Genomic DNA, 21,702 nt, shown 5'->3' on the forward strand with positions numbered 1-21,702 from the left:
TCACCAGGGGTTTCCCCTCGTGCTGCGACCATGGCGGACACCCTCGTGCCGTTGACGCGTCTTTGTGTGCCGGTTTTGACTCCCGACAGCGACAGAACGATGTCCCCGTACATCGGCGCCCTAGATTGTTAGCGCTAACGCGAATACTCGGGAGATTCGGGAGAAGCCCGTGCGAAATGACAGCCCCTTTCGCCGGCGGTTGACGGTGTCGGCCGCCGCCGTCGCGCTGTTGGCGGCCGGCGCCGGGGTGGCCGCGACCCACGCCGCGTCGGCGGCCGCGGCCGGGTGTCAGGTCAGCTACACGGTCACCAGCCAGTGGCAGGGCGGCTTCGGCGCGAGCGTCAGCGTCCGCAACCTCGATGACCCGATCAACGGCTGGAAGCTGACCTGGTCGTTCCCCGCCGGGCAGACCATCACCCAGCTCTGGAACGGCACCCACACCCAGTCCGGCTCCCAGGTCACGGTGACCAACGCCTCCTACAACGGCGGCATCCCCAGCGGGGGCAGCACGGAGTTCGGGTTCAACGGCAGCTGGAACGGCTCCAACCCCGTGCCGTCCGGCTTCGCCCTGAACGGCGTGGCCTGCACCGGCGGCGTCACCTCTCCCAGTCCCAGTCCCAGTCCCAGTCCCAGTTTCACGCCGAGTCCCAGCCCCACGCCGAGTCCCAGTGCCTCCCCCAGCGCCAGTCCCAGTGTCTCGCCGAGTGCCAGTCCCACCCCGCCGAGCAGGCCGGCCATCGAGAACGACTTCCCGGTCACCAGGGAGGGGGCGTACGGCACCAACCGCTACACGGTGTTCCGGCCGTCGAACCCCGCGGGCGTGGGGCGTCCCATGCCCGTGCTGGTCTTCGGCAACGGGGCCTGCGCGCACACCAACGGGAGCGAGGTCGTCCAGGCGCTGACGTTCATCGCCGCCCGCGGGTTCGTCGTGGTGGACACCGCGTCGGTCGACGGCTCGCCGAACGGCGTGCAGAGCGGGTCCCCGATCCCGTCGCTGCTGACCGACGGGATCAGCTGGGCCGAGCGCGAGAACGCCCGCACCGGCTCGCCGCTCTACCAGCGCCTCGACCTGTCCAGGGTCGCCACGGCCGGGCACTCCTGCGGCGGGCTGGAGGCGCTGATCGCCGGGCAGGACCGGCGGGTCAAGAGCGTCGTCTCGCTGGACAGCGGGCTGTTCGCCGACGGTTCGTTCGGATACTCACGCGCGGAACTGTCCAAGCTGCACACCCCGGTGATGTTCCTGGACGGCGGGCCGTCCGACATCGCCTACGACAACACCCGGGCCAACTACGACCTCACCCAGGTGCCGGCGGTGCTGGCCGAGCATCCGCAGGCCGGTCACGTCGGGTTCATCACCGGCAGCCAGATGACCGACGGCATGACCGCGGTGGTCCAGTTCCTGGACATGACCCTCAACGGCAACGCCACGGCACGCGCGTACATCCTCGGTCCCTCGGGTCTGGCGGCCAGAGCCCCCTGGACGGTCCGGAACAAGAACTTCTGACCCGGATTCCGGTGCCGTACCGATGAGCGCGTCAGGGACGAGCGTGCCGGCCAGCGCCGACGAGTTCGGGCTCCGCCGGCCCGGCCGGCTCGCCGTCCTCCTCATGGCCCTCGATGGACAGGTTCGGCAGGATCCGGTCGAGCCATCGCGGGATCCACCAGTTGAGCCTGCCGAGCAGCACCATCGTGGCGGGCACGAGGAAGCCCCGGATCAGGGTCGCGTCGACGGCGATGGCCACGGCCAGGCCGACGCCGAACACCTTGACCAACGGGTCGGGGTAGGCGATGAAGGCGGTGAACACCGCCACCATGATCAGGGCGGCCGAGGTGATGACGCGGCCGGTCGACCCCAGTCCCTCGGCCACCGCGCCGCGGTTGTCCCCGCTGCGGGCGTAGGCCTGCCGTACGGAGGTGAGCAGGAAGACCTCGTAGTCCATCGACAGGCCGAACAACACGGCGAACAGGATGAGCGGCACATACGTGTCGATGGGCACCGAGAAGAACAGCGTGGCGAGGTAGGACCCGTCAGCCGAGGGCGGGGGGTCCATGCCGACCAGGCGGCTGCCCAGGCCGTGGGAGAACACCACGGCCAGGGCGCCGAAGGCGGCGCCGAGCGAGACGAGGTTCATCACCGCCGCCTTGATCGCGACCAGGGGCGCGCGGAAGGCCAGCAGCAGGAGCAGGGCGCTGAGCAGCACGACGATGCCGACGACCAGCGGCGTCCTGCCCATGATGCGGTCGCCCGCGTCCGCCAGCCCGGCGACCTCGCCGCCGACGTGGACGTGCGCCCCGGGCACCTCGATGGCCCGCACCCGCTTCACCACGTCGAGGGCCCGCGGGTCGCTCGGCGCGTAGCCGGGGACGGCCTGGATGAGCACGGACCGGCCGTCCTCGTTGACCTTCGGCGGGGCGACGAAGGCGACGCCCTCGGTGTGCTCCACCCGCTGCCGCAGCACCTGCACCACCGGATCGGGCGGGGTCGAGTCGGCGATCTTCCGGTCGAGTTCGGCCACGACGACGAGCCCGCCGTTGGCCCCCGGGCCGAAGCCCGCCTCGATCAGCTCGTACGCCCGCCGAGCCGGGGTGCCCTTGTCGCCGTACCCGTTGTCGAGCGGGCCGAGCTTGATCGTGACGGCGGGGGCGGCGAGCGCCGCCAGCACGACCACGGTGACGGCGAGCACCCGCCAGGGACGGCGCGCCACCCAGGCGCCCAGCCGGGCCCAGCCGGTCGCCGGGCCGTCGGGGCGTGCGGCGGTGCGCCCGGAGAAGGGCAGCCGCAGCGCGTTGACCCGATGGCCGAGGATGCCGAGCAGCGCGGGCACCAGCGTGATCGAGGTGAGCACGGCGCACACGACCGAGACGCCGGTGATCCAGCCGAGCGTGCTCAGCAGCGGGAACCCGGCGAACATCAGCGCGCTCAGCGCGATCACCACCGTGCCGCCGGCGAACAGCACGGCCCCGCCCGAGGAGGCCGCGGTGCGCCGCACCGCCTCCCGCACCGGCACGCCGGCGGCCAGCAGCGACCGGTGCCGCGACAGCAGGAACAACGCGTAGTCGATGCCGACGCCGAGGCCGATCATCGTGGCCAGGATCGACGCCGTCGAGGGCACGTCCACGACGTGCCCGAGCAGCGCGATCACGCCGAGCCCCACCCCGATGCTGATCAGCGCGGTGAAGACCGGTATGAGTGCGGCGACCAGCGTCCCGAAGGCGAACAGCAGCACCAGCAGCGCGACGACCACGCCCGCGACCTCGCTGGCGCCGGTCTTGATCTGCTTGTCGGCGGGCGTGGAGCTGTCGGACGGGACGACCTCGATGCCCGCCCGCGCGGCCGGCGCGGCGGCGGCGACGAGCTGCTCGGAGGTCTGCGCGATCTTGGTGGTGTCCTGCCCCACCAACCGTACGGTGATCATGCCGATCCGCAGGTTGGACGACATGCCGCCGATCCGGTACGGCGTCTCCACCTGGGCGACGTGCGGCGCGCGCCGCAGGGCGTCCATCGACTGCTCGACGGCCTTCTTACGGGACTTGTCGATCAGCGTGCCGTCCGCCGTGTAGAGGACGAGCTGCACCGTCCCGCCCGCGTCGAATCCCGGACCGAAGCCCTCGCGCATGAGTTCGTGCGCCCGCTGCGCGTCCGTACCGGGGATCGCGACGTCGTTGTTGACCGGCCGGCCCCATACCAGCGTGCCCGCGGTCAGCAGCCCCGCCGCCAGCACCCACAGCGTCAGCACCAGCCAGCCGTGGCGCGCGCACCATCCGCCGAGCCGCCCCAGAAGCCCGCTCATCGTCGTCCGTCCCGGCTAGCATGTCCTGACGGCCGTCCTGTACGGCCGTACAAAACGAGGGTAAACGGAACGTGTCGGCGGGCGAGGGGCCCGCCGGAAAATGAGACGATGACCACACTCGACCAGGGGAACGCGACCCGGTCCCGGATCCTGGCCGCGGCCCGCGACCTGTTCGCCGAGCGCGGGTACGCCGCCGTGTCGCTCGCCGACATCGCGGCGGCGGTCGGCCTGACCAAGACCGCGGTCGCCTACCACTTCCATCCCAAGGACCGGCTGGCGGCCGAGATCATCGCTCCGGCGGCCGACGACCTGCTCGCGCTGCTCGGCGCCCGGTCCTCCGGGCACCGGGAGTTCCTGCGGGCGTTCACCGCGTTCGCCGTGCGGCACCGCGCGGTGATCCGGTTGCTCACCGAGGACATCGGCGGCGCCGACAGCGCCCCTCCGGGATCGCCCGGCGAGGCGATCAGGGAGTTCGGCCGGGAGCTGTTCGCCCGCCTGGCCGGGCCGGACCCCTCCCCCGGCACACGCGTACGCGCCTGGGCCGCCCTCGGCGCGGTGCAGTCCGGGGTGGTGAAGACCATGGACGTGCCCGCGGAGGTGGTCGAGGAGATGCTGACCGCCGCCGCCGTCGCCGTGTTCGAATCTTGATGTATCGATCCCCTTGCGATCAGTTGCGGAGCGCGTCACATTTCGTGTGAACGTTCAACCTTTCCGCCGCGTCCTAGGAGACACCAGCGGGACGGATGCGAAGGGAGTGACGGCCAGCCGTGGACGTATCGGCCGCCGGGGAGGGCCGCGCGGGCACACTCGGTCAGGTGGTGTCTGCCCTGTCCAAGACGCCGCGGACCGTCCTCGTCCTCGGCGAGCCCGGCATCGGGAAGACGCACCTGCTGAACGAGGTCGCGGCGCGGCTCAAGGGCTACCACGTGCTGCGCGGCCAGGCCCGCGAACTGGACGGCGGGCGCGCCTACGCCCCCCTCGTCGAGGCGCTCGGGGCGCTGCGCGGTGAGGCGGCCGACGCGCTGTCCGACCTGCTCGACGCGATCGACCAGGCCGCCCTCGGGCATCCCGCGGCGGCGCCCGGCGCGATGGCCTCCCGCCTGCTGGAGTCGCTGCCCGGCCCGACCCTCCTCGCCATCGACGATGTGCACCTGGCCGACGCCGACACGCTGAGCGTGTTGCGGGCTCTGCCGCGCCGCCACGACGCCGTCGCCATCCTCGGCACCGCCCGCCACCCTCCCCCGCTCGACGTGGACCTGTCCGTCCGGCTCCAGCCGCTGACCATGGCCGAGATCGCGGACCTGGTCGGCACGCTGCTGGGCCGTACGCCGAGCGACACCGTCCTGCGGCGGATCCACGTCGCGAGCCGGGGCAATCCGTGGTTCGTGCAGGAGGCCGTGCTGGCTCTGGTGCAGGGCGGCGCGGTGCGCTCGGCGGATCCGGGGGCACGGCGTGGCGCGATCCTGAGCCGGCTGTTCCAGCGCGACCGGGGCGGACGCGACCTCGCTCGCGTGCTGGCCGCGCTGTCGCGGACGCGGGAGACGGCCGGCCTCACGGCGCTCGCCGAACTCGCCGGGCTCGACCCGCCGCGGGCGGAACGCGCCGTCGAGGCGCTGGTCAGGGATGGCGTGGTCACCGTGAACGGCGACGGCTACGCGCTGGCCCACCCGCTCGTGGCCGAGGCGCTCTACGACGACCTCGGCGCCTCCGGCCGGCGCGAGGTCCACCGCCGCATCGCCGACATGCTCCAGCGGGAGGGGCTGACCGGCACCCGGCGGGTCCTGGAGTGGGCCACCCACATGGCCGAGGCGGGCCCGGCCGCCGAGGCCCTGCCCGCGGTGCTGCGCGCGGCCGAACTGACCCGCTGGACCGCGCCGTTGTCGGCCGCGCACTGGTACGGCAAGGCCGCCGAGCTGTCCCCGCAGCCCGGTGAGCTGCTGGCCAGGCAGGCGCTCGCGTACTGGAAGGGGTCGCGGCCCGCGCTGGCGCTGAACTCCGCGCAGCGGGCGCTCGCCGTGCTGCCCGCAGGCCGCCGCCACACCCGTGCCGCGTACACCGCGGTCGGCGCGGCCCACGTGATGGGCTGGTACGAGGTGGCCCTCGACGTGGCCCGCCGCCAGATCCCGAAGGCCGACGACCCCTCGGCGCTGCTCGCGCAGCAGGCGCTGGTCAGCGCGGAGATGGGCCGTCCCAGCCGCGAGTCCGCCCGGCGGGCCTGGGAGGGGCTGGCCGACTGCCCGCCGCAGGACCGCGCGATCACGGTCGGCTATCTGGCCATCCACGCGCTCATCCAGGGTGACTGGACCGAGACGCAGCGGGCGGTCGGCGACCTGCTCACCTTCGCCGCTGCGCTGCCCCCGGGCGCCCGGCTCGCGTCGCTGGAGTCGGCGGCGCACGTGCTGGCGATCGCCGGGCTGCGCTCGCGCGCCGTCGAGGTGCTCGACCAGGCCGAGCAGATCCACCGCGGCCTCGGCTGGCACGACATCGCCGGGCAGCACGTACGGACCATGGCCGTGATCCGGCGGATGAGCGGCGAATGGCCGCGCGCGCTGGAGGAGATCGCGGTCGCGGCCCGGGCGCTGGCCGAGGCGGGCCTGCTGGAGAACCTGGCCCTCCTGCGCAACATGGAACTGGACATCCTGCTCGACCAGGGCAGGCTGGACGAGGCCGCCCGGGTCCTCGCCGAGCCACCGCCCGGCTCGGCCCTGCAGCAGGGCATGCGGTGCGTGTTCCGCGCGCGCCTGGCGGCCGGTCGCGGCGACATCGCCGCCGCGCGGCGCGAACTCGACGACGCCCTCGCGTACGAGGTGCCCGAGGTGGTGCACCGGGCACTGGCGATCAAGGTGCTGGTGACGGGAGGGGCGGGCGACGACGCGGGCTGCCGGGCGGCGGCCTCCCGGCTGGATGAGCGGTCGGCGAACGGCACCCCCCGGGCCCGGCTCGCCGCCGACCTGGCGGTGGGCTGGGCGTTCCGCGACCGCGCACGGGCCGGCGCGGCGCTGGAGCAGTCCCGCGCGGACGGCCTGCCGTTCGAGGAGGCCCGGGCCCGGCTGGTCCTCGGCGCGCTCGGCGACACCGCGCAGCTCCCCCGCGCACATGCGATCTTCACCCGGCTCGGCGCCGCCCCCTGGGCGGCCCTCTCGGAGCGCCGTCTGCGCGAGGCGGGGCTGGTCCCCGAACCGGCGGGCCGCCTCACCCCCGGGGAGCGCCGTGTCATCGAACTGGTCGCCGACGGGCTGAGCAACCCCCAGATCGCCGAGGAGCTGCACTACAGCCGCAAGACCGTGGAGGTCTATCTAACCCGGGTGTACGCGAAGACCGGCCTGCGGTCGCGCGTCGAACTCGCCCTGGCCGTCGAGCGCGGCGAGCTGTGACACGTCCCATGTCCGGCGGGGGCGTCAGGCGGCGGGGAAGTCGGTCGCGGGCGCGGTGCGGGCGGCGGCCTCGACGTTCGCCCGCAGGGCCTCGACCTTGGCCACGGCGTAGGAGTGGGCGTCCGAACCGAGCAGCATCCGCAGCGGGCCATCCCCGGCCAGGACCCGGTCGATGATCGCGCGGGCGCCCCTGACCGGATCGCCGAGCTGGCTGCCCTGGAGCTTGAGGTGGTCGAGGGTCATCTCACGGATGGCCGGGTAGTGGGGGGTCGTCTCGGCGGGCAGGGCGATGGAGTCCCTGGTGAGGAACTCGGTGCGGAAGTAGCCGGGTTCGACGATGGTGACCCGGACGCCGAAGTCCGCCACCTCGGCGGCGAGCGCCTCGCTCAACCCCTCCAGCGCGAACTTACCGGCGCAGTAGAGAGCCCAGCCCGGGACAGCGGTCAGGCCCAGGATCGAGGACACGTTGACGATGTGGCCGCCGCGTTGCTCGCGGAGGATCGGCAGGGCGGCGCGCAGTACGTTCCACACGCCCACGACCTGGACGTCGAGCATGTCGCGGACCTCGCGGTCGCCGGTCTCCTCCACCGCGGCCAGGAAGCCGTAGCCCGCGTTGTTGACGACGACGTCCAGGCCGCCGAAGTGCCCGGTGGTCTTCCGGACCGCGCGCTCGACCGCCGCCTCGTCACGCAGGTCGACGGTGAGCGGGAGAAGGCGCGACGCCTCGATCCCGTCACCGAGTGCGGCGAGCAGCCGCTCCGGCGACCGCGTCGTCGCGGCGACCCGGTCGCCGCGCTCCAGTAGCCGCCTGACCAGTTCGAGGCCGAGACCGCGGGAGGTGCCGGTCACGAACCACGTCGCCGGTCGGTCCGCTGGGAAGCTCATGGTGATCCTCTCGGATGTCGCGGGTGGCGCCGGCCGGGAAGCCCCCGGGACCGGCACGGCACCAGCTTCATCCACCGCGACCCGCTGCGGACGTCCATATCGCGCCCTGTGCGACCGCGCACCGGGGAACCTAGGACGCACAGGACCAGCCGGGAACACCCGGCAGGCGAGACACTGGATCCGTGGCCGGAACCAACCGTGAACTCGCCGACTTCCTGAGACGTGCCCGCAGCCAGGTCGACCCGGCACGGGCCGGCCTGCCCTCCGACGGCCGCGTGCGCCGGGTCCCGGGCCTGCGCCGCGAGGAAGTCGCCTTCCTGGCCGGAGTCTCGACCGACTACTACGCACGCCTCGAACAGGGCCGGCGCATCACCCCCTCGCCGGCCGTCGTCGAGGCCGTCGGCCGCGCCCTCGGGCTCGACGACGCCGGACGCGCGCATCTGCACGACCTCATCGGGCTGACCACGGCCCCCGTCCGGCCCCGGACCCGCGGCGTCCAGCGCGTGCGCCCCGGGCTCTACCAGCTCCTCGACGCCCTCGACGGCGAGCCCGCCCTCGTCCTCGGCCGCCGCACCGACGTGCTCGCCGCCAACACGATGGCGAGGGCGCTGTTCACGGACTTCGACCGGCTGCCGCCCCGGCAGCGCAACTACGCGCGATGGATGTTCCTCGACGACGACGCCCGATCGCTGTTCGCGGACTGGGACGTCCAGGCGCGCGCCGCGGTCGAGAGCCTGCGGCTCGACGCGGGCCGCGACCCGGACGATCAGGCCACCGTCGCGCTCATCGCCGACCTGCGCGAGCGCAGCCGCGAGTTCGCCCACTGGTGGGAGCAGCACCGCGTCCACCAGCGCACCCACGGCTCCAAGCGTCTGCGGCACCCTCTCGTCGGTGAGCTGACCGTCGAGTACGAGACCCTCTCCCTGCCCGGAGACCCGGACACGACGCTCTTCGTCTACACCGCCGAAGCCGGCTCGTCCTCGAAACGCGCTCTGGAGCTTCTCGCGAGCTGGACCGCCGAGTCCCCCGCGGGCCGGCGCGGACATTAGGGATCTCCCTACTGGGCATCGTCCGTCCTGAGGATCAGGCTTCTGACCATGGAATCACCGATCCTCTCGTACGCCGACGAGGTCTGGCGTGGTTCGGTGCGCCCGGAGGACGTGCCCTATGACGAGCTGCGCCGAGACGGGGTGCAGGAGATCGCCTACGGCGTGGCGATGTGGCCGGCGTGCGGCAACGTGTACGTGGTCCGCGGCGAGGAAGGGCTGGGCCTCTTCGACACCGGCGACGCCCATGAGGCCCCCGAGTCCTATCGCGCGATCAGGAAATGGTCGGTCGAGCCGCTCAAATACGCGATCTTCTCGCGCAGCCGTGCCGAGAGGCTGACCGGCATCGAGGAGTTCGACGCCGAACCGGGCGCCCGCCCGCTGGTCGTGGCGCAGGAGGGGCTGGCCCGCAGGCTCGCCCGGCAGGCCAGGACGGCCGGCTACAACGCGGTCGTCGACCTGCGCGAGCGGGGCTTCCCCCGCCTGGTCTGGCCGCCGCCGCAGCGGCTGCCCGACCTGACCTACCACGACCGGCTGTCGCTGTCGCTGGGAGACGTCACCTTCGAGCTCATGCACGCCCGCGGTGACACCGAGGACGCCACCTGGGCGTTCCTGCCCGAGCGTGGCGTGCTGCTGACCGGCGACCTGTTCGCCTGGTCGGTTCCCGGGGCGGGCGACCCGCAGCGGGTGCAGCGTTATCCGGACGACTGGGCGGTGGCGCTGCGGACCATGGCGGCGCTCGACGCCGACCTGCTGCTTCCCGGGCGCGGGCTGCCCGTGCGCGGGTCCGCCCGGGTGCGCCGGGCGCTCACCGACACCGCCGACTATCTCGACAGCCTGGTGGAGCAGACGCTCGACCTGATGAACGCGGGCGCCCGCCTGGACGAGATCCTGCACGCGGTCAAGCCGCCCGCCGCGCTCGCCGGACGGCCCTACCTGCGAGAACGTCACGACGAGCCCGAGTTCATCGTGCGCAACATCTGGCGGTTGCACGGCGGCTGGCACGACGGCAACCCCGCCAACCTCAAGCCTGCTCCGGACGCCGTGTTCGCCCGCGCGGTCGCCGAGCTGTCCGCGGGAGCGGCGTCGGTCGCGGGCCGGGCCGTCGCCGCGGCGGCAGACGGCGACCTGCGCCTGGCCTGTCAGCTCGCCGAGCTCGCCGCGCAGGCCGAGCCGGAGGACAGGAGGGTGCACGAGATCAGGGCCCTCGTCTACGCGATGCGGGTCCAGCAGGAGCCCGGCGCGATCGCCCGGGGCGTGTACGCGTGGGCCGCGGCCGAGTCACGCAGCAAGACCACCGGCATGGACCTGCTCGACGTCTACCACGACGTCGCCGAGGGCCGCATGTGGTGGCTGCCGAGCAAGGCCAACTGAGGAGCTTGTCCGTCACGACGGCCGGCGGGCGCGAGGAGGGGAGCGTCCGCCGGCCCTGACGGTACCCTTCCTTCCGTGCTCGAACAGATCACGGCGACACGGTACGTCGCGCCCCTGCGCGAGGGCGGGTCGCTGCCCGGTGTCGTCGAAGCCGACGACCTCGGCACGTACGTCGTGAAGTTCCGCGGCGCGGGACAGGGCAGGCGGGTGCTCGTCGCCGAGATCGTCTGCGCCGAACTCGCCAGACGCCTCGGTTTCGCCACCCCGGATCTCAAGGTCATCGACCTCGACCCGCAGCTCGGCCTCCGCGAGCCCGACGAGGAGATCCAGGATCTGCTCACGGCGAGCGCCGGGCACAACCTCGCGATCGACTTCCTGCCCGGAGCGCTCGGCTTCGACCCGCTCGCCTGGGAGCCCGACGCCGAGTTCGCCTCCCGGGTGCTGTGGTTCGACGCGCTCGTCCACAACGTCGACCGGAGCTGGCGCAACCCGAACCTGCTCGTCTGGCACGGCGGGGTGTGGCTGATCGACCACGGCGCGGCTCTGTGGTTCCACCACAACTGGCCGACGGCCGACCCGCGGCGCCGGTTCGACGGCCGCGACCACGTGCTCGCGCCGTTCGCGACGAAGCTGGAGCAGGCCGACGCGGACCTGGCCGGGCTCGTCACCCGCCCGCTGCTCGACGAGGTGACCGCGCTCGTGCCGGACGAATGGCTGGAGGACGAGCCGGGCTTCGCGGACGCGCGGGCCGTACGGCAGGCCTACACCGAGCATCTGCTCGCCCGGGTCGCGGGGCCGCGCGACTGGCTGCCGGACCCCGCTGCCGGCACCGCCCCCACCACCGGCACCGCCTCGCAGCGCCGCGGCGAGCGGGGCGCGACGATCGGCGGCTTCTGGCGCGCCACCCGGGAGGGCGGCCGATGAGCGGCCTGGACGTCTACGAGTACGCGGTGATCCGCGTGGTGCCCAGCGTCGAGCGGGGCGAGCTGGTCAACGCCGGGGTCATCCTCTACTGCCAGCCGCGCGGCTACCTGTGCGCCCGGGTCGAGCTGGACGAGGCCCGGCTGCTGGCGCTGGGCGCGCCCGTGGACCTGCCCGGCGTACGGCTGGCCCTGGCCGCGTACGAGCGGGCGTGCGGCGAGGAGGCGGGGCCGCTCCGCGGGGAGCCGCTGGGCGCCCGGTTCCGCTGGCTCACCGCGCCGCGCAGCACGGTCGTCCAGACCGGGCCGGTGCACGCCGGGCTGACCGGCGACCCCGCGGCCGAGCTGGACCACCTGCTGACCCGGCTGGTCCGTGCGACGCCGGCCGCGCCGGGGCTCAGAACAGCACGGACATGAACGTGTCGACCTCCTGGAAGCCCACCTTGCGGTAGACCGCCCTGGCCGGGAGGTTGAAGTCGTTCACGTAGAGGGTGACGACCGGGGCGAAGTACTTCAGCGCCTGCTCGACCACGGCGGCCATCCCGGCCGCCGCGTGGCCGCGTCCGCGCAGGTCGGGATGGACCCACACGCCCTGGATCTGGCACGCCTGCGGCGTCACCGCGCCGATCTCGGCCTTGAAGACCACCTGGCCGTCGTCGATGCGCGCGTACGACCGCCCGATGCGGATGAGTTCGGCGACCCTGGACCGGTAGAGCGCTCCCCCGTCGCCGTTGTCCGGAGAGACGCCCACCTCTTCGGTGAACATGGCCACGCAGGCGGGCAGCAGGATGCCGAACTCCTCGGGCCGGACCCTGCGTACGAGCGGGTCCGGTTCGACGGCGGGCGCGGAGCTCGTCGCCATGACCGGCTGGGCCCACCGGATCGCGCGGGCGCCGCCCCAGTGCGGCTCCAGCCGCTCCCAGAGCTGCTCCACGGCGCCGGCCGGGCCGACGATCGACGAGCAGCGGCGGCCCTGCTTGCGCGCCCGGTCGGCGAAGGCGTGCACCGCCTCGCGGGTGGCGTTCACCGGCACCAGGTTGGCGCCCGCGTAGCACAGGGACACGAGCCCGCCGCGCGGGCCGTAGCCCCACATCTGACCGCCGAGCCGTGAAGGGCTGAGGCCGACGGCCCTGACCCGGGCCGCTACGAACACATTGGCGACCGGATCGGTGTCGAGGAGCGCCAGCACCTCGTCACGATCGCTGTCGTCGAGCACGCGCGACGCCGATGTTCGCAGCATCACGGGGCCAGCCTACGCGAACGATTCCCGTTTGGGAGGTATCGGCCCGGCCGTGCTCACCACCGTACGGCCGAGACGTGGGCGGGAGTCGCCGGCGCGCCCTCCGCGACCTTCATCAGCGCGGCCCGCGGCTCCGGCCCGGCCGGACAGGTCGCGTCGGCGCCCCGCTTGCCCTTGCGCTGCGGCAGCAGCGCCGCGTCGCGCAGGTAGGCCGCCAGCTGCCGGTCCACGCACGCGTTCCCCGCGAGCGACACGCCGTGGTTGCCGCCGCCCGCGGTCAGCAGGCGCGCGGTCGGGAACAGGCGGCGCATGCGCAGCGCGCCCTCGTACGGCGTGGCGGCGTCCCGCTCGGCCTGGATCAGCAGGATGGACGGCAGGTGCGAGGTGCCCACCTTGACCGGCGTGCCGCCCTTCTCCGGCCAGAAGGCGCAGGGCGCGTTGTAGACGGCGTTGGGCCAGGCCATGAACGGCGCCTCGGCGTGCGCCCGGCGCGTGTCGGCGCGCCAGCGCTCCCACGACCGGGGCCAGGCGGCGTCCCGGCATTCCACCCCCAGGTAGACCGCGTAGGCGTTCTCCTCCTTGGCGTCGATCTCGGCATCCAGGTGGAACAGTTTCACCAGGACCGAGGGGTCGCCGTCGCGGACGTAGGCCGAGAAGGCGGCGCCTAGGTACGGCCAGAGGCGGTCGCTGTAGGCGCCGTTGGAGAAGACGTCGTCCAATTCGCTCGGGCCCACGATCCCGCCCGCGGGCCTGTCGCGCAGCCGTGTGCGCATGGAGTACCACGCGAAGGACACCGCCGCCTGCGTCGCGCCCAGCTTGTAGACGTCGCTGTGCTCGGCCACCCAGGCGAGGAAGTCGCGGTGCCGCCGGTCGAAGCTGCGGTCCTGGGCGATGTTGGCCTCGTACCAGACCCCGTCGGGGTCGACCACGCTGTCGAGCACGAGCCGGCGCACCCGCTGCGGGAACAGGGTGGCGTAGACCGCCCCCAGGTAGGTGCCGTACGAGTAGCCGAGGTAGCTGATCTTCTCCTCGCCGAGCGCCGCGCGTACGGCGTCCATGTCCCGCGCGCTGTTCTCCGTGGTCAGGTACGGCAGGAACCAGGCCCCCCGGTTGCCGCAGCCCTCGGCGTACTGCCTGGCCCGGCCGATCAGCACCTGCTCCTCGGCGTCGTTCCTCGGCACGTTGTCCGGCCGGGGCGGCGCGTAGAAGCGGGCCACGTCGACACACGACAGCGCGGGCTTGCTGGGGGCGACGCCGCGCGGCGCGAAGCCGATGACGTCGAACCGCGCGGCGACGTCCCGGGGCAGCCGGGCCGCGACGAACCGGGCCAGGCTGAGCCCCTCGCCGCCCGGCCCGCCGGGGTTCACCAGCAGCGCGCCGAGGTGGTTGCCGTCCCGCGAGGCGGTGCCCTTGATCCGGTTGAGCGCCAGCGAGATCTGCTGGCCGTACGGCTCGCGGTAGTCGAGCGGGACACGCAGCTCCGCGCACTCCTGCGCGGGTTCCCGGCGGGCGGACCCGGCCGGGCCGAGGGCGCCGCCGGAGGCCGACTCGGGCTCCGGCGGACACGGCTTCCACTCCAGCGGACGCTGCGGCGGCCCCCAGTGCCCGGGATGGTCGGATCCAGCCGCCGCTTCAGGTCCGACCAGCCCGGCGACCAGCGCCGCCACGCCCACGACCACACCAACGACCCGCTTCACCGGCACGCTCCTCTGCTCCCTTTACGGCAGAGGACAGCTTCGCGGCGTGATCGGCGGAGTACGGGCCGTACTACCCGATCATTGCCATTGTGTAGTCAGAGCATTGCTTGGTGTAACGCGTCCGAGGTCAGCGGACGACGACCTCCGGGCCGGCGGTCTCGTCCTCGTCGAGGTCCACGTCGACGCCCATCTCCTCGGCCAGGCGCAGGGCCTCCTCGATGAGGGTCTCGACGATCTGCGATTCGGGGACCGTCTTGATGACCTCGCCCTTCACGAAGATCTGGCCCTTGCCGTTGCCGGAGGCGACGCCGAGGTCGGCCTCCCGGGCCTCCCCGGGGCCGTTGACGACACAGCCCATGACGGCCACGCGCAGCGGGACCTTGAGCCCGGTCAGCCCCGCCTGCACCTGCTCGGCCAGGGTGTACACATCCACCTGGGCACGGCCGCAGGAGGGGCAGGAGACGATCTCCAGGCCGCGCTCGCGCAGGCCCAGCGACTCGAGGATCTGGGTGCCGACCTTGACCTCCTCGACCGGAGGCGCCGACAGCGACACCCGGATGGTGTCGCCGATGCCCTCGGCCAGCAGCGCGCCGAACGCCACCGCGGACTTGATCGTGCCCTGGAACGCCGGTCCCGCCTCGGTCACGCCGAGGTGCAGGGGGTAGTCGCAGCGCTGGGCGAGCAGCCGGTAGGCCTGAATCATGACGACCGGGTCGTTGTGCTTGACCGAGATCTTGATGTCGCGGAAGCCGTGCTCCTCGAACAGGGAGCACTCCCACAGCGCCGACTCCACCAGCGCCTCGGGGGTGGCCTTGCCGTACTTCTGCAGCAGGCGCGGGTCGAGGGAGCCGGCGTTGACGCCGATCCTGATCGGCACGCCGGCGTCGGAGGCGGCGCGGGCGATCTCGCCGACCTTGTCGTCGAACTTCTTGATGTTCCCCGGGTTCACCCGGACCGCGGCGCATCCGGCGTCGATCGCCGCGAACACGTATTTGGGCTGGAAATGGATGTCCGCGATGACGGGGATCTTGGATTTCCTCGCGATGGCCGGCAGCGCGTCGGCGTCGTCCTGCGACGGGACCGCGACCCGGACGATCTGGCAGCCGGTGGCGGTGAGCTCGGCGATCTGCTGGAGGGTGGCGTTGACGTCGGCGGTCAGCGTGGTGGTCATGGATTGCACCGAGACCGGCGCGTCCCCGCCGACGGGGACCGAGCCGACCATGATCTGACGCGACACCCGCCGCTTCGCGATCGGCTGGGTCCGTACGGCGGGAATCCCGAGATCAACAGACATTTCTGCACCTTGTTGTGATAGGCGACGCCCGGTGGGGGGCCCTCCCAGTCTAAGGAGTGCCGTGAGGGCGGACGGCCCGAAACCTTTCACGAGGAATGAAGGTTTCATGACCCGCCACGGAAGAAACCGGCACTACCTGCGCCTATCGACGCCGTGCCCGCGGCCGGGTGGGCAGACGGCGGGGGCCGACCTACAGTCCGAACAGCGTGAGCGCTCTCGCACCATCTGGCCGGTTTGTGTCAAAGGCTGTCCCCCGGGCCGACGTGCTCGCGCCGTCGGCGGTGCCGTGCTGCACCACGAGTGCGGCAGCCATGACCACGCGAAAGGGTAGCCCGTGGGTAGACCACAAAGAAGAGTAACGAAGACGACGATCGGGCTGATCGTCGCCGCACTGTCCGCCCTCGTGTCCGCCGTCGTGCTCGCCTCCCCGGCGTCCGCGCACGGCGCCCCGATGGTGCCCGGCAGCCGCACCTACCTGTGCTGGAAGGACGGCACGACGTCGAGCGGAGCCATCCAGCCGAAGAACGCCGCCTGCGCGGCCGCGGTCGCCAAGGGCGGGACCAACGCGCTGTACAACTGGTTCGCCGTGCTCCGCTCGGACGGGGCGGGCCGGATGTCCGGCTTCATCCCCGACGGGCAGCTGTGCAGCGGCGGCGCGGTCGTCTACGACTTCAGCGGTTTCGACCTCGCCCGCAACGACTGGCCGGTCACCCACCTGACGTCCGGGGCGAGCATCCAGTTCAAGTACAACATGTGGGCCGCGCACCCGGGCACGTTCCGGTCGTACGTCACCAAGGACTCCTGGAGCCCGACCCGCCCGCTGGCCTGGAGCGACCTGGAGTCGACCCCGTTCGACAGCGTCACCAACCCGCCGAGCCTCGGCTCGGTGGGCACCGAGGACGGCCACTACTACTGGAACGCCCGCCTGCCTTCCGGTAAGAGCGGCCGCCACATCATCTACACCGTGTGGCAGCGCTCGGACAGCAACGAGACGTTCTACAGCTGCTCCGACGTCGTCTTCGACGGCGGCAACGGCGAGGTGACCGGCGTCGGCATCCCGAACACCAGCTCGAGCCCCACCCCGCCGGTCTCCCCGTCCCCGAACACCTCGCCGAACACCTCGCCGAGCCCGAGGGTCAGCCCCTCGGCGAGCCCGACCTCCGGCGGCAACGGCGGCGCCTGCTCCGCCACCTACAAGGTCACCAACTCGTGGGGCGGCGGCTTCCAGGGTGAGGTGACGGTGAAGGCCGGCTCCTCGTCCATCGGCAGCTGGACGGTGAGCTGGACCCAGCCGAGCGGCGGCACCATCACACAGGTCTGGAACGGCACGCTCAGCCAGTCCGGCAGCAACGTCAGCGTGAAGAACGTGAACTACAACGGCAGCCTCGGCGCCGGCGCCTCGACCACGTTCGGCTTCCTGGCCAACGGATCGAGCAGCGGCACCCCGACGCTGTCCTGCTCGGCGGCCTGACCCGCCCGCCCGTGGCGCGGCCCGCCTGACCCGGGTCGCGCCAGGGGCTCAGCGCGTCAGCTCGGCCGCCCGCGCCCTCGCCCAGGCGTCCGCCGCGAGGACCTCCTCGACGGACGCCGCCGGTCCGGGGGTGTGGGCGGCCACCACGCGTTCCACCGTGTCCACGATGCCGAGCAACGGCAGGGCGCCTTTCAGGAACGCCTCCACGCACACCTCGTTCGCCGCGTTGTAGACCGCCGGCGCCGTGCCGCCCAGGGCGCCCACGTGACGGGCCAGCGCGACCGACGGGAACGCCTCGTCGTCGAGCGGTTCGAAGGTCCAGGTGTGGGCGGTGGTCCAGTCGACCGCCCGGGCCGCGCCGGGCACCCGCTCGGGGTAGGCCAGCGCGAGCGAGATCGGCAGCCGCATGTCGGGCGGGCTCGCCTGCGCGACCGTCGAGCCGTCGGTGAACTCCACCATCGAGTGGATGATCGACTGCGGGTGGACCACCACCTCGATCCGGTCGAACCCGATGTCGAACAGCAGATGGGCCTCGATCACCTCCAGGCCCTTGTTGACGAGCGTCGCCGAGTTCACCGTGATGACCGGGCCCATGCTCCAGGTCGGGTGGTTCAGCGCCATCTCCGGCGTCACGTCCGTCAGCTCGGCCCGCTTCCTGCCGCGGAACGGGCCGCCGCTCGCCGTCACCACCAGCCGCCGTACGGCCGCAGGGTCGGCCCCCTCGGGCCCGGCCGCCCACAGGCATTGGGCGAGCGCGGAGTGCTCGGAGTCCACCGGGATCATCCGCCCCGGCCCTGCCAGGCGCTTGACCAGCGGGCCGCCCACGATCAGCGACTCCTTGTTGGCCAGTGCGAGCACCCGGCCCGCCTCCAGCGCCGCCAGTGTGGAGGTCAGCCCCAGGGCCCCGGTGATGCCGTTGAGCACGACGTCGCAGGGCGACGCCGCGACCTCCGCCACCCCCTCCGGGCCCGCCAGCACCCTCGGCCGCGCGCCGGCCGCCGCGAGGGCCTCGCGCAGCGCCGGCACGGCCGCCGGGTCGGCGACCGCCACCGCCTCGGCCCCGAAGTCGGCCGCCTGCCTCGCCAGCAGGTCGACCCGGCCGCCGCCCGCGGCGAGCGCGGTCACGCGGAACCGCCCGGGAGCGCCCGCGACGACGTCGAGAGCCTGGGTGCCGATGGATCCGGTGGACCCCAGCACGACGACGGACCGGGGCTGCGGCAGTGATTCGGAGCTCATCCCCCCATTGTCCCCAAGCCGCACCGCGGGCTCGCATCAGCACGGCCTCCGCAGCGTCCTGACGCGGGCCCGGTACGAGACGGCCGATGCTCAGGAGAAAACTGCACATATAAGACCGAATTTGCCCATAACCGTATAGACGAATTGTGGGAAATCCGGGTGAAGGCGTCGCTACTTTCCCGCGTCAGGACATCCCGACCCGGAGGTAGGCATGCACCCCACCGCACGACGTCTCGCGGTTCTCGCCGTCCCCGCCCTCGCGGCCGCGGGGGCGATGCTCCCCGCCGCACACGGCGCCGCGGCGACCGTGACCCGGGCCGCCGGCCCCCGGCCCGCCGTTCACGAGGCCGCCGACACGACGACGGAGCAGCGCACGGTCAAGAAGTTCTGGACCGCCGCGAAGATGGAGGCCGCCGAACCGCTGGACGCGCCCCGCACCGGCGACCGGCACTTCGCCGCGGCCGCCACCGCCGCCGCCGACGGCACCGGGACACGCCCCGTCGTCGTCTCCCCCACCGTGCCCATCTCCCCCACGCTGTCCACGGCCAGGACCATGACGGCCGGCACCGCCGCGAACGACACCTCCGCGTACGTCTCGTCGCGGACCTCGGGCTCGCCCTGGACGGCGGGCGGGACGGTCGCGAAGACGACGGGCAGGGTGTTCTTCACGGTCACCGCCGGGTCGGACGCCGGCCGGAACGCCTCCTGCTCGGGCACCGCCGTCACCAGCGCCAACAAGAGCGTGGTCATCACGGCGGGCCACTGCGTGAAGCTGAACGGCGCCTTCCACGCCAACTGGGTCTTCGTCCCCGGCTACGACCAGGGCGACCGGCCCGACGGCACCTGGCCGGCGACCACCCTGCTCACCACCTCGCAGTGGAACTCCGGCGAGAACATGAACTACGACCTCGCCGCCGCCGTCGTCGCGCCGCAGGGCGGCAAGAGCCTCACCGACGTCGTCGGCGGCCAGGGCGTCGCGTTCAACCAGCCGCGCGGGCGGCAGACGTACGCCTTCGGCTACCCCGCGGGCGCGCCGTACGACGGGTCGAAGCTGGTCTACTGCGGCGGGCGCACGTTCGACGACTACCTCAGCTCCCAGGACCAGGGACTTAGCTGCGGCATGACCGGCGGCTCGAGCGGCGGCCCGTGGTTCGTGCGGTTCGACCCGAGCACCGGCAGCGGCCTGCTCAACTCGGTGAACAGCTTCAAGTACAACTTCGCGTCCTACTGGATGTTCGGGCCCTACTTCGGCCCCGAGGCCGAGGCGGTCTACAACGCGGCCCAGAAGACGGCCCTGACCTGATTCACGGAAAGTAGCAGCGAGAACACCGATAGTGGTCCACACTCGGGAGCCATGACTCCGAGCCTCCCCTTGCTTGCCGTCACCGCCCTCGTCGCCGGACTCCTGGGAACCCCCAGCCCGGAGGTCCCGCCCCTCGGAGACGTCGTGGAGCACGTCGCCGGGCACGCGTCCGGGATCTACTGGACGCCGCAGCGGATGGCGCGGGCGGTCCCGGTCGGGCTGCTGGGCGGCACCCGGCCGGTCCTGCCGCCCGTCGTCGGGGCCGCCCTGACGCCGGCCGCCGGGCCGGCTCTCGCACCCGGCCACGCGGCGCGGCCGGCCGCGAGGACCGGGACGACCCGGGCCACCCGGACGGGCAGGACACGGCAGGCGGCGGCGATGCCCCCCGCCACCACCAGCGGCACGCGCTGGGCGGCGGGCGGTTCGGTGACGAGGACCACCGGCAGGGTGTTCCTGACGCTGAACGGCGTGGACTTCTCCTGCTCCGCCAGTGCCGTGCGCAGCGCGAACAGGGACCTGGTCGTCACCGCCGGGCACTGCGTCAAGGACGGCGCCGGGGCCTGGGCGGAGAACTGGACCTTCGTGCCCGGATACGACGAGGGGCGGCAGCCGTACGGCGGCTTCCCCGCGCGGCGCATGTTCGTCGCCGGGCCATGGTCGCGCTCCGGCGACGACGACTACGACGTGGGCATGGTCGCGGTGGACGACCTGGACGGGCAGCACCTGACCGACGCCGTGGGCGGGCAGCCCATCGGCTTCGACCCGCCGCGGGGCCGCCGGACCTACGGCTTCGGGTTCCCCGCCGATCCTCCGTACGACGGCGAGCGGCTGCTGTACTGCGCGGGCGTCCCGCACGGCGACCCGCAGGGGCAGACCCGCGACCAGGGCCTGCGCTGCGACCTCACGGCGGGGGCCAGCGGCGGGCCCTGGCTCAGCGGCTTCGACCCCGCCTCGGGCCGGGGCACGCTGACGTCCGTCAGCAGCTTCAAGTACAGCAACGACCACCGCACGATGTACGGCCCCTACTTCGGCCAGGCCGTACGCGACCTGTACCGCACCGCCGGGCGGGCGTGAGGGCTCAGAACGGCGACAGCGGCTCGGCGTTGTCCTCGTCCACGATGTCGGCGGCGGACCGGACGATCAGGGGGTCGGGCTCGCCCACCACCGAGACGTCCTTGTCGTCGTAGTCGTACAGGGACAGGACGTAGCGCATCGCCTCCAGCCTGCCGCGCTTCTTGTCGTTGCTCTTGATGATCGTCCAGGGGGCGTCCTCGGTGTCGGTGTTGAGGAACATGTCCTCCTTGGCCCGGGTGTACTCGTCCCACAGGTCGAGCGAGGCGATGTCCATGGGCGACAGCTTCCACTGCCGCACGGGGTCCACCTGGCGGATGACGAACCGGGTGCGCTGCTCGGCCCGCGACACCGAGAACCACAGCTTGACCAGGCGGATGCCGTCGCGCACGAGCATCCGCTCGAACAGCGGAGCCTGATACATGAACTCCATGTACTCCTCCGGAGTGCAGAAGCCCATGACCCGCTCGACCCCGGCCCGGTTGTACCAGGACCGGTCGAACAGCACGATCTCCCCCGCCGCCGGGAGGTGCTCGACGTACCGCTGGAAGTACCACTGGCCGCGCTCACGTTCGCTGGGCTTCTCCAGCGCCACCACCGTCGCGCCGCGGGGGTTGAGGTGCTCCATGAAGCGCTTGATGGTGCCGCCCTTGCCCGCCGCGTCCCGGCCCTCGAACAGGATCACCAGGCGCCCGCCGGTGTCCTTCAGCCAGTACTGCAGCTTCAGCAGCTCGATCTGCAGCAGCCGCTTCTGCCGGTCGTACTCCTGCCGGCTGATGCGGTGGTCGTAGGGGTAGTGCTCGCGCCAGGTGTCCACCGGGCCTCCGTCGGCGCGTACGAGGACGGGGTCGTCGTCATCGTCGTCCAGCACCTTCAACCCCGGCGTACGGCGCAGCAACTCGACGCCGTCCGGGTGCTCCCGCGCACTCTGCGACGCTTCCGGCATCTCCATGCCCCCCCTACTGCACCTGTGGGGCGATCCCAATCCCCGTCGGCCGCA

17 protein-coding genes are annotated in these 21,702 nt (G+C 72.6%); 10 read left to right on the forward strand and 7 right to left on the reverse strand.

The features are described 5' to 3' along the window. The first annotated feature begins 169 nt into the window (after nucleotides 1-169). Nucleotides 170-1,504 carry a cellulose binding domain-containing protein gene (locus AAH991_RS21420; RefSeq protein ID WP_346227649.1) on the forward strand — a complete coding sequence of 445 codons (1,335 nt, stop codon included), beginning with the start codon at nucleotides 170-172 and terminating at the stop codon, nucleotides 1,502-1,504. 31 nt (nucleotides 1,505-1,535) lie between these two features. On the opposite strand, the gene AAH991_RS21425 is transcribed toward AAH991_RS21420, so the two are convergent. After that, entirely contained in the window at nucleotides 1,536-3,791 is a 2,256-nt protein-coding gene (locus AAH991_RS21425; RefSeq protein WP_346227650.1) for an MMPL family transporter, read from the reverse strand. Nucleotides 3,792-3,899: 108 nt separating this feature from the next. Here AAH991_RS21425 and AAH991_RS21430 point away from each other — a divergent pair, with 108 nt between their 5' ends. Together AAH991_RS21430 and AAH991_RS21435 are read left to right on the forward strand one after the other, a co-directional pair. Next, on the forward strand, nucleotides 3,900-4,439 hold the full coding sequence (locus AAH991_RS21430) for a TetR/AcrR family transcriptional regulator (protein ID WP_346227651.1): 540 nt from the start codon (nucleotides 3,900-3,902) through the stop codon (nucleotides 4,437-4,439). Nucleotides 4,440-4,558: 119 nt separating this feature from the next. Then, nucleotides 4,559-7,165 carry an ATP-binding protein gene (locus AAH991_RS21435; RefSeq protein WP_346227652.1) on the forward strand — a complete coding sequence of 869 codons (2,607 nt, stop codon included), beginning with the start codon at nucleotides 4,559-4,561 and terminating at the stop codon, nucleotides 7,163-7,165. A 24-nt stretch (nucleotides 7,166-7,189) separates the two neighbouring features. Here the strand turns inward: AAH991_RS21435 and AAH991_RS21440 are convergent, their stop codons facing one another. Then, complete coding sequence (locus AAH991_RS21440; protein ID WP_346227653.1) at nucleotides 7,190-8,050, reverse strand: SDR family NAD(P)-dependent oxidoreductase; 861 nt, start codon at nucleotides 8,048-8,050, stop codon at nucleotides 7,190-7,192. A 182-nt stretch (nucleotides 8,051-8,232) separates the two neighbouring features. Here AAH991_RS21440 and AAH991_RS21445 point away from each other — a divergent pair, with 182 nt between their 5' ends. From AAH991_RS21445 to AAH991_RS21460, 4 genes are all read left to right on the forward strand, one after another. Then, complete coding sequence (locus tag AAH991_RS21445) at nucleotides 8,233-9,099, forward strand: helix-turn-helix transcriptional regulator (protein ID WP_346227654.1); 867 nt, start codon at nucleotides 8,233-8,235, stop codon at nucleotides 9,097-9,099. Nucleotides 9,100-9,147: 48 nt separating this feature from the next. After that, nucleotides 9,148-10,470, forward strand: a complete 1,323-nt coding sequence (locus AAH991_RS21450) for an alkyl sulfatase dimerization domain-containing protein (protein WP_346227655.1) — start codon at nucleotides 9,148-9,150, stop codon at nucleotides 10,468-10,470. 75 nt (nucleotides 10,471-10,545) lie between these two features. Further along, a complete protein-coding gene (locus AAH991_RS21455) occupies nucleotides 10,546-11,394 on the forward strand; it encodes a HipA family kinase (RefSeq protein ID WP_346227656.1) in 849 nt (282 codons plus the stop codon). Further along, complete coding sequence (locus tag AAH991_RS21460) at nucleotides 11,391-11,807, forward strand: DUF3037 domain-containing protein (protein ID WP_346227657.1); 417 nt, start codon at nucleotides 11,391-11,393, stop codon at nucleotides 11,805-11,807. The genes AAH991_RS21455 and AAH991_RS21460 overlap by 4 nt, the downstream gene beginning before the upstream one ends. On the opposite strand, the gene AAH991_RS21465 is transcribed toward AAH991_RS21460, so the two are convergent. The 3 genes from AAH991_RS21465 to ispG form a co-directional block, all read right to left on the reverse strand. Then, a complete protein-coding gene (locus AAH991_RS21465) occupies nucleotides 11,788-12,630 on the reverse strand; it encodes a GNAT family N-acetyltransferase (RefSeq protein ID WP_193203799.1) in 843 nt (280 codons plus the stop codon). The two genes, AAH991_RS21460 and AAH991_RS21465, sit on opposite strands and share 20 nt — an antisense overlap. Before the next feature lie 56 nt (nucleotides 12,631-12,686). Then, complete coding sequence (locus AAH991_RS21470) at nucleotides 12,687-14,327, reverse strand: alpha/beta hydrolase (protein ID WP_346227658.1); 1,641 nt, start codon at nucleotides 14,325-14,327, stop codon at nucleotides 12,687-12,689. A 127-nt stretch (nucleotides 14,328-14,454) separates the two neighbouring features. Further along, nucleotides 14,455-15,621: a flavodoxin-dependent (E)-4-hydroxy-3-methylbut-2-enyl-diphosphate synthase gene (gene ispG / locus AAH991_RS21475; protein ID WP_346227659.1), complete on the reverse strand. Its 1,167-nt coding sequence runs from the start codon at nucleotides 15,619-15,621 to the stop codon at nucleotides 14,455-14,457. Nucleotides 15,622-15,955: 334 nt separating this feature from the next. Here ispG and AAH991_RS21480 point away from each other — a divergent pair, with 334 nt between their 5' ends. After that, nucleotides 15,956-17,092 (forward strand): lytic polysaccharide monooxygenase auxiliary activity family 9 protein, encoded by a 1,137-nt coding sequence (locus AAH991_RS21480; RefSeq protein ID WP_346227660.1) that lies wholly within the window; start codon nucleotides 15,956-15,958, stop codon nucleotides 17,090-17,092. Between the two features lie 48 nt (nucleotides 17,093-17,140). Here AAH991_RS21480 and dxr read toward each other — a convergent pair whose 3' ends face one another. Next, on the reverse strand, nucleotides 17,141-18,328 hold the full coding sequence (dxr, locus tag AAH991_RS21485; RefSeq protein WP_346227661.1) for a 1-deoxy-D-xylulose-5-phosphate reductoisomerase: 1,188 nt from the start codon (nucleotides 18,326-18,328) through the stop codon (nucleotides 17,141-17,143). A 211-nt stretch (nucleotides 18,329-18,539) separates the two neighbouring features. Between dxr and AAH991_RS21490 the strand changes: the two genes are divergently transcribed. Both AAH991_RS21490 and AAH991_RS21495 read left to right on the forward strand, forming a co-directional pair. Further along, complete coding sequence (locus tag AAH991_RS21490) at nucleotides 18,540-19,631, forward strand: trypsin-like serine peptidase (protein WP_346227662.1); 1,092 nt, start codon at nucleotides 18,540-18,542, stop codon at nucleotides 19,629-19,631. A gap of 51 nt (nucleotides 19,632-19,682) precedes the next feature. After that, nucleotides 19,683-20,705, forward strand: coding sequence for a trypsin-like serine peptidase (locus AAH991_RS21495; RefSeq protein ID WP_346227663.1), 1,023 nt, complete (start codon nucleotides 19,683-19,685; stop codon nucleotides 20,703-20,705). Between the two features lie 4 nt (nucleotides 20,706-20,709). Here the strand turns inward: AAH991_RS21495 and ppk2 are convergent, their stop codons facing one another. Continuing rightward, on the reverse strand, nucleotides 20,710-21,654 hold the full coding sequence (ppk2, locus tag AAH991_RS21500; protein ID WP_346227664.1) for a polyphosphate kinase 2: 945 nt from the start codon (nucleotides 21,652-21,654) through the stop codon (nucleotides 20,710-20,712). Nucleotides 21,655-21,702 lie beyond the last annotated feature (48 nt).

Origin of the sequence: Microbispora sp. ZYX-F-249 (genome assembly GCF_039649665.1) — a bacterium.
Taxonomy (GTDB): Bacteria; Actinomycetota; Actinomycetes; order Streptosporangiales; family Streptosporangiaceae; genus Microbispora; species Microbispora maris.

Bases quoted from the DNA above. Each gene is read 5' to 3' on its own strand.
- AAH991_RS21425 (WP_346227650.1), bottom strand. From the start codon at position 3,791: ATGAGCGGGCTTCTGGGGCGGCTCGGCGGATGGTGCGCGCGCCACGGC.
- AAH991_RS21430 (WP_346227651.1), top strand. From the start codon at position 3,900: ATGACCACACTCGACCAGGGGAACGCGACCCGGTCCCGGATCCTGGCC.
- AAH991_RS21440 (WP_346227653.1), bottom strand. From the start codon at position 8,050: ATGAGCTTCCCAGCGGACCGACCGGCGACGTGGTTCGTGACCGGCACC.
- AAH991_RS21450 (WP_346227655.1), top strand. From the start codon at position 9,148: ATGGAATCACCGATCCTCTCGTACGCCGACGAGGTCTGGCGTGGTTCG.
- AAH991_RS21460 (WP_346227657.1), top strand. From the start codon at position 11,391: ATGAGCGGCCTGGACGTCTACGAGTACGCGGTGATCCGCGTGGTGCCC.
- AAH991_RS21465 (WP_193203799.1), bottom strand. From the start codon at position 12,630: ATGCTGCGAACATCGGCGTCGCGCGTGCTCGACGACAGCGATCGTGAC.
- ispG (WP_346227659.1), bottom strand. From the start codon at position 15,621: ATGTCTGTTGATCTCGGGATTCCCGCCGTACGGACCCAGCCGATCGCG.
- dxr (WP_346227661.1), bottom strand. From the start codon at position 18,328: ATGAGCTCCGAATCACTGCCGCAGCCCCGGTCCGTCGTCGTGCTGGGG.
- AAH991_RS21490 (WP_346227662.1), top strand. From the start codon at position 18,540: ATGCACCCCACCGCACGACGTCTCGCGGTTCTCGCCGTCCCCGCCCTC.
- AAH991_RS21495 (WP_346227663.1), top strand. From the start codon at position 19,683: ATGACTCCGAGCCTCCCCTTGCTTGCCGTCACCGCCCTCGTCGCCGGA.
- ppk2 (WP_346227664.1), bottom strand. From the start codon at position 21,654: ATGGAGATGCCGGAAGCGTCGCAGAGTGCGCGGGAGCACCCGGACGGC.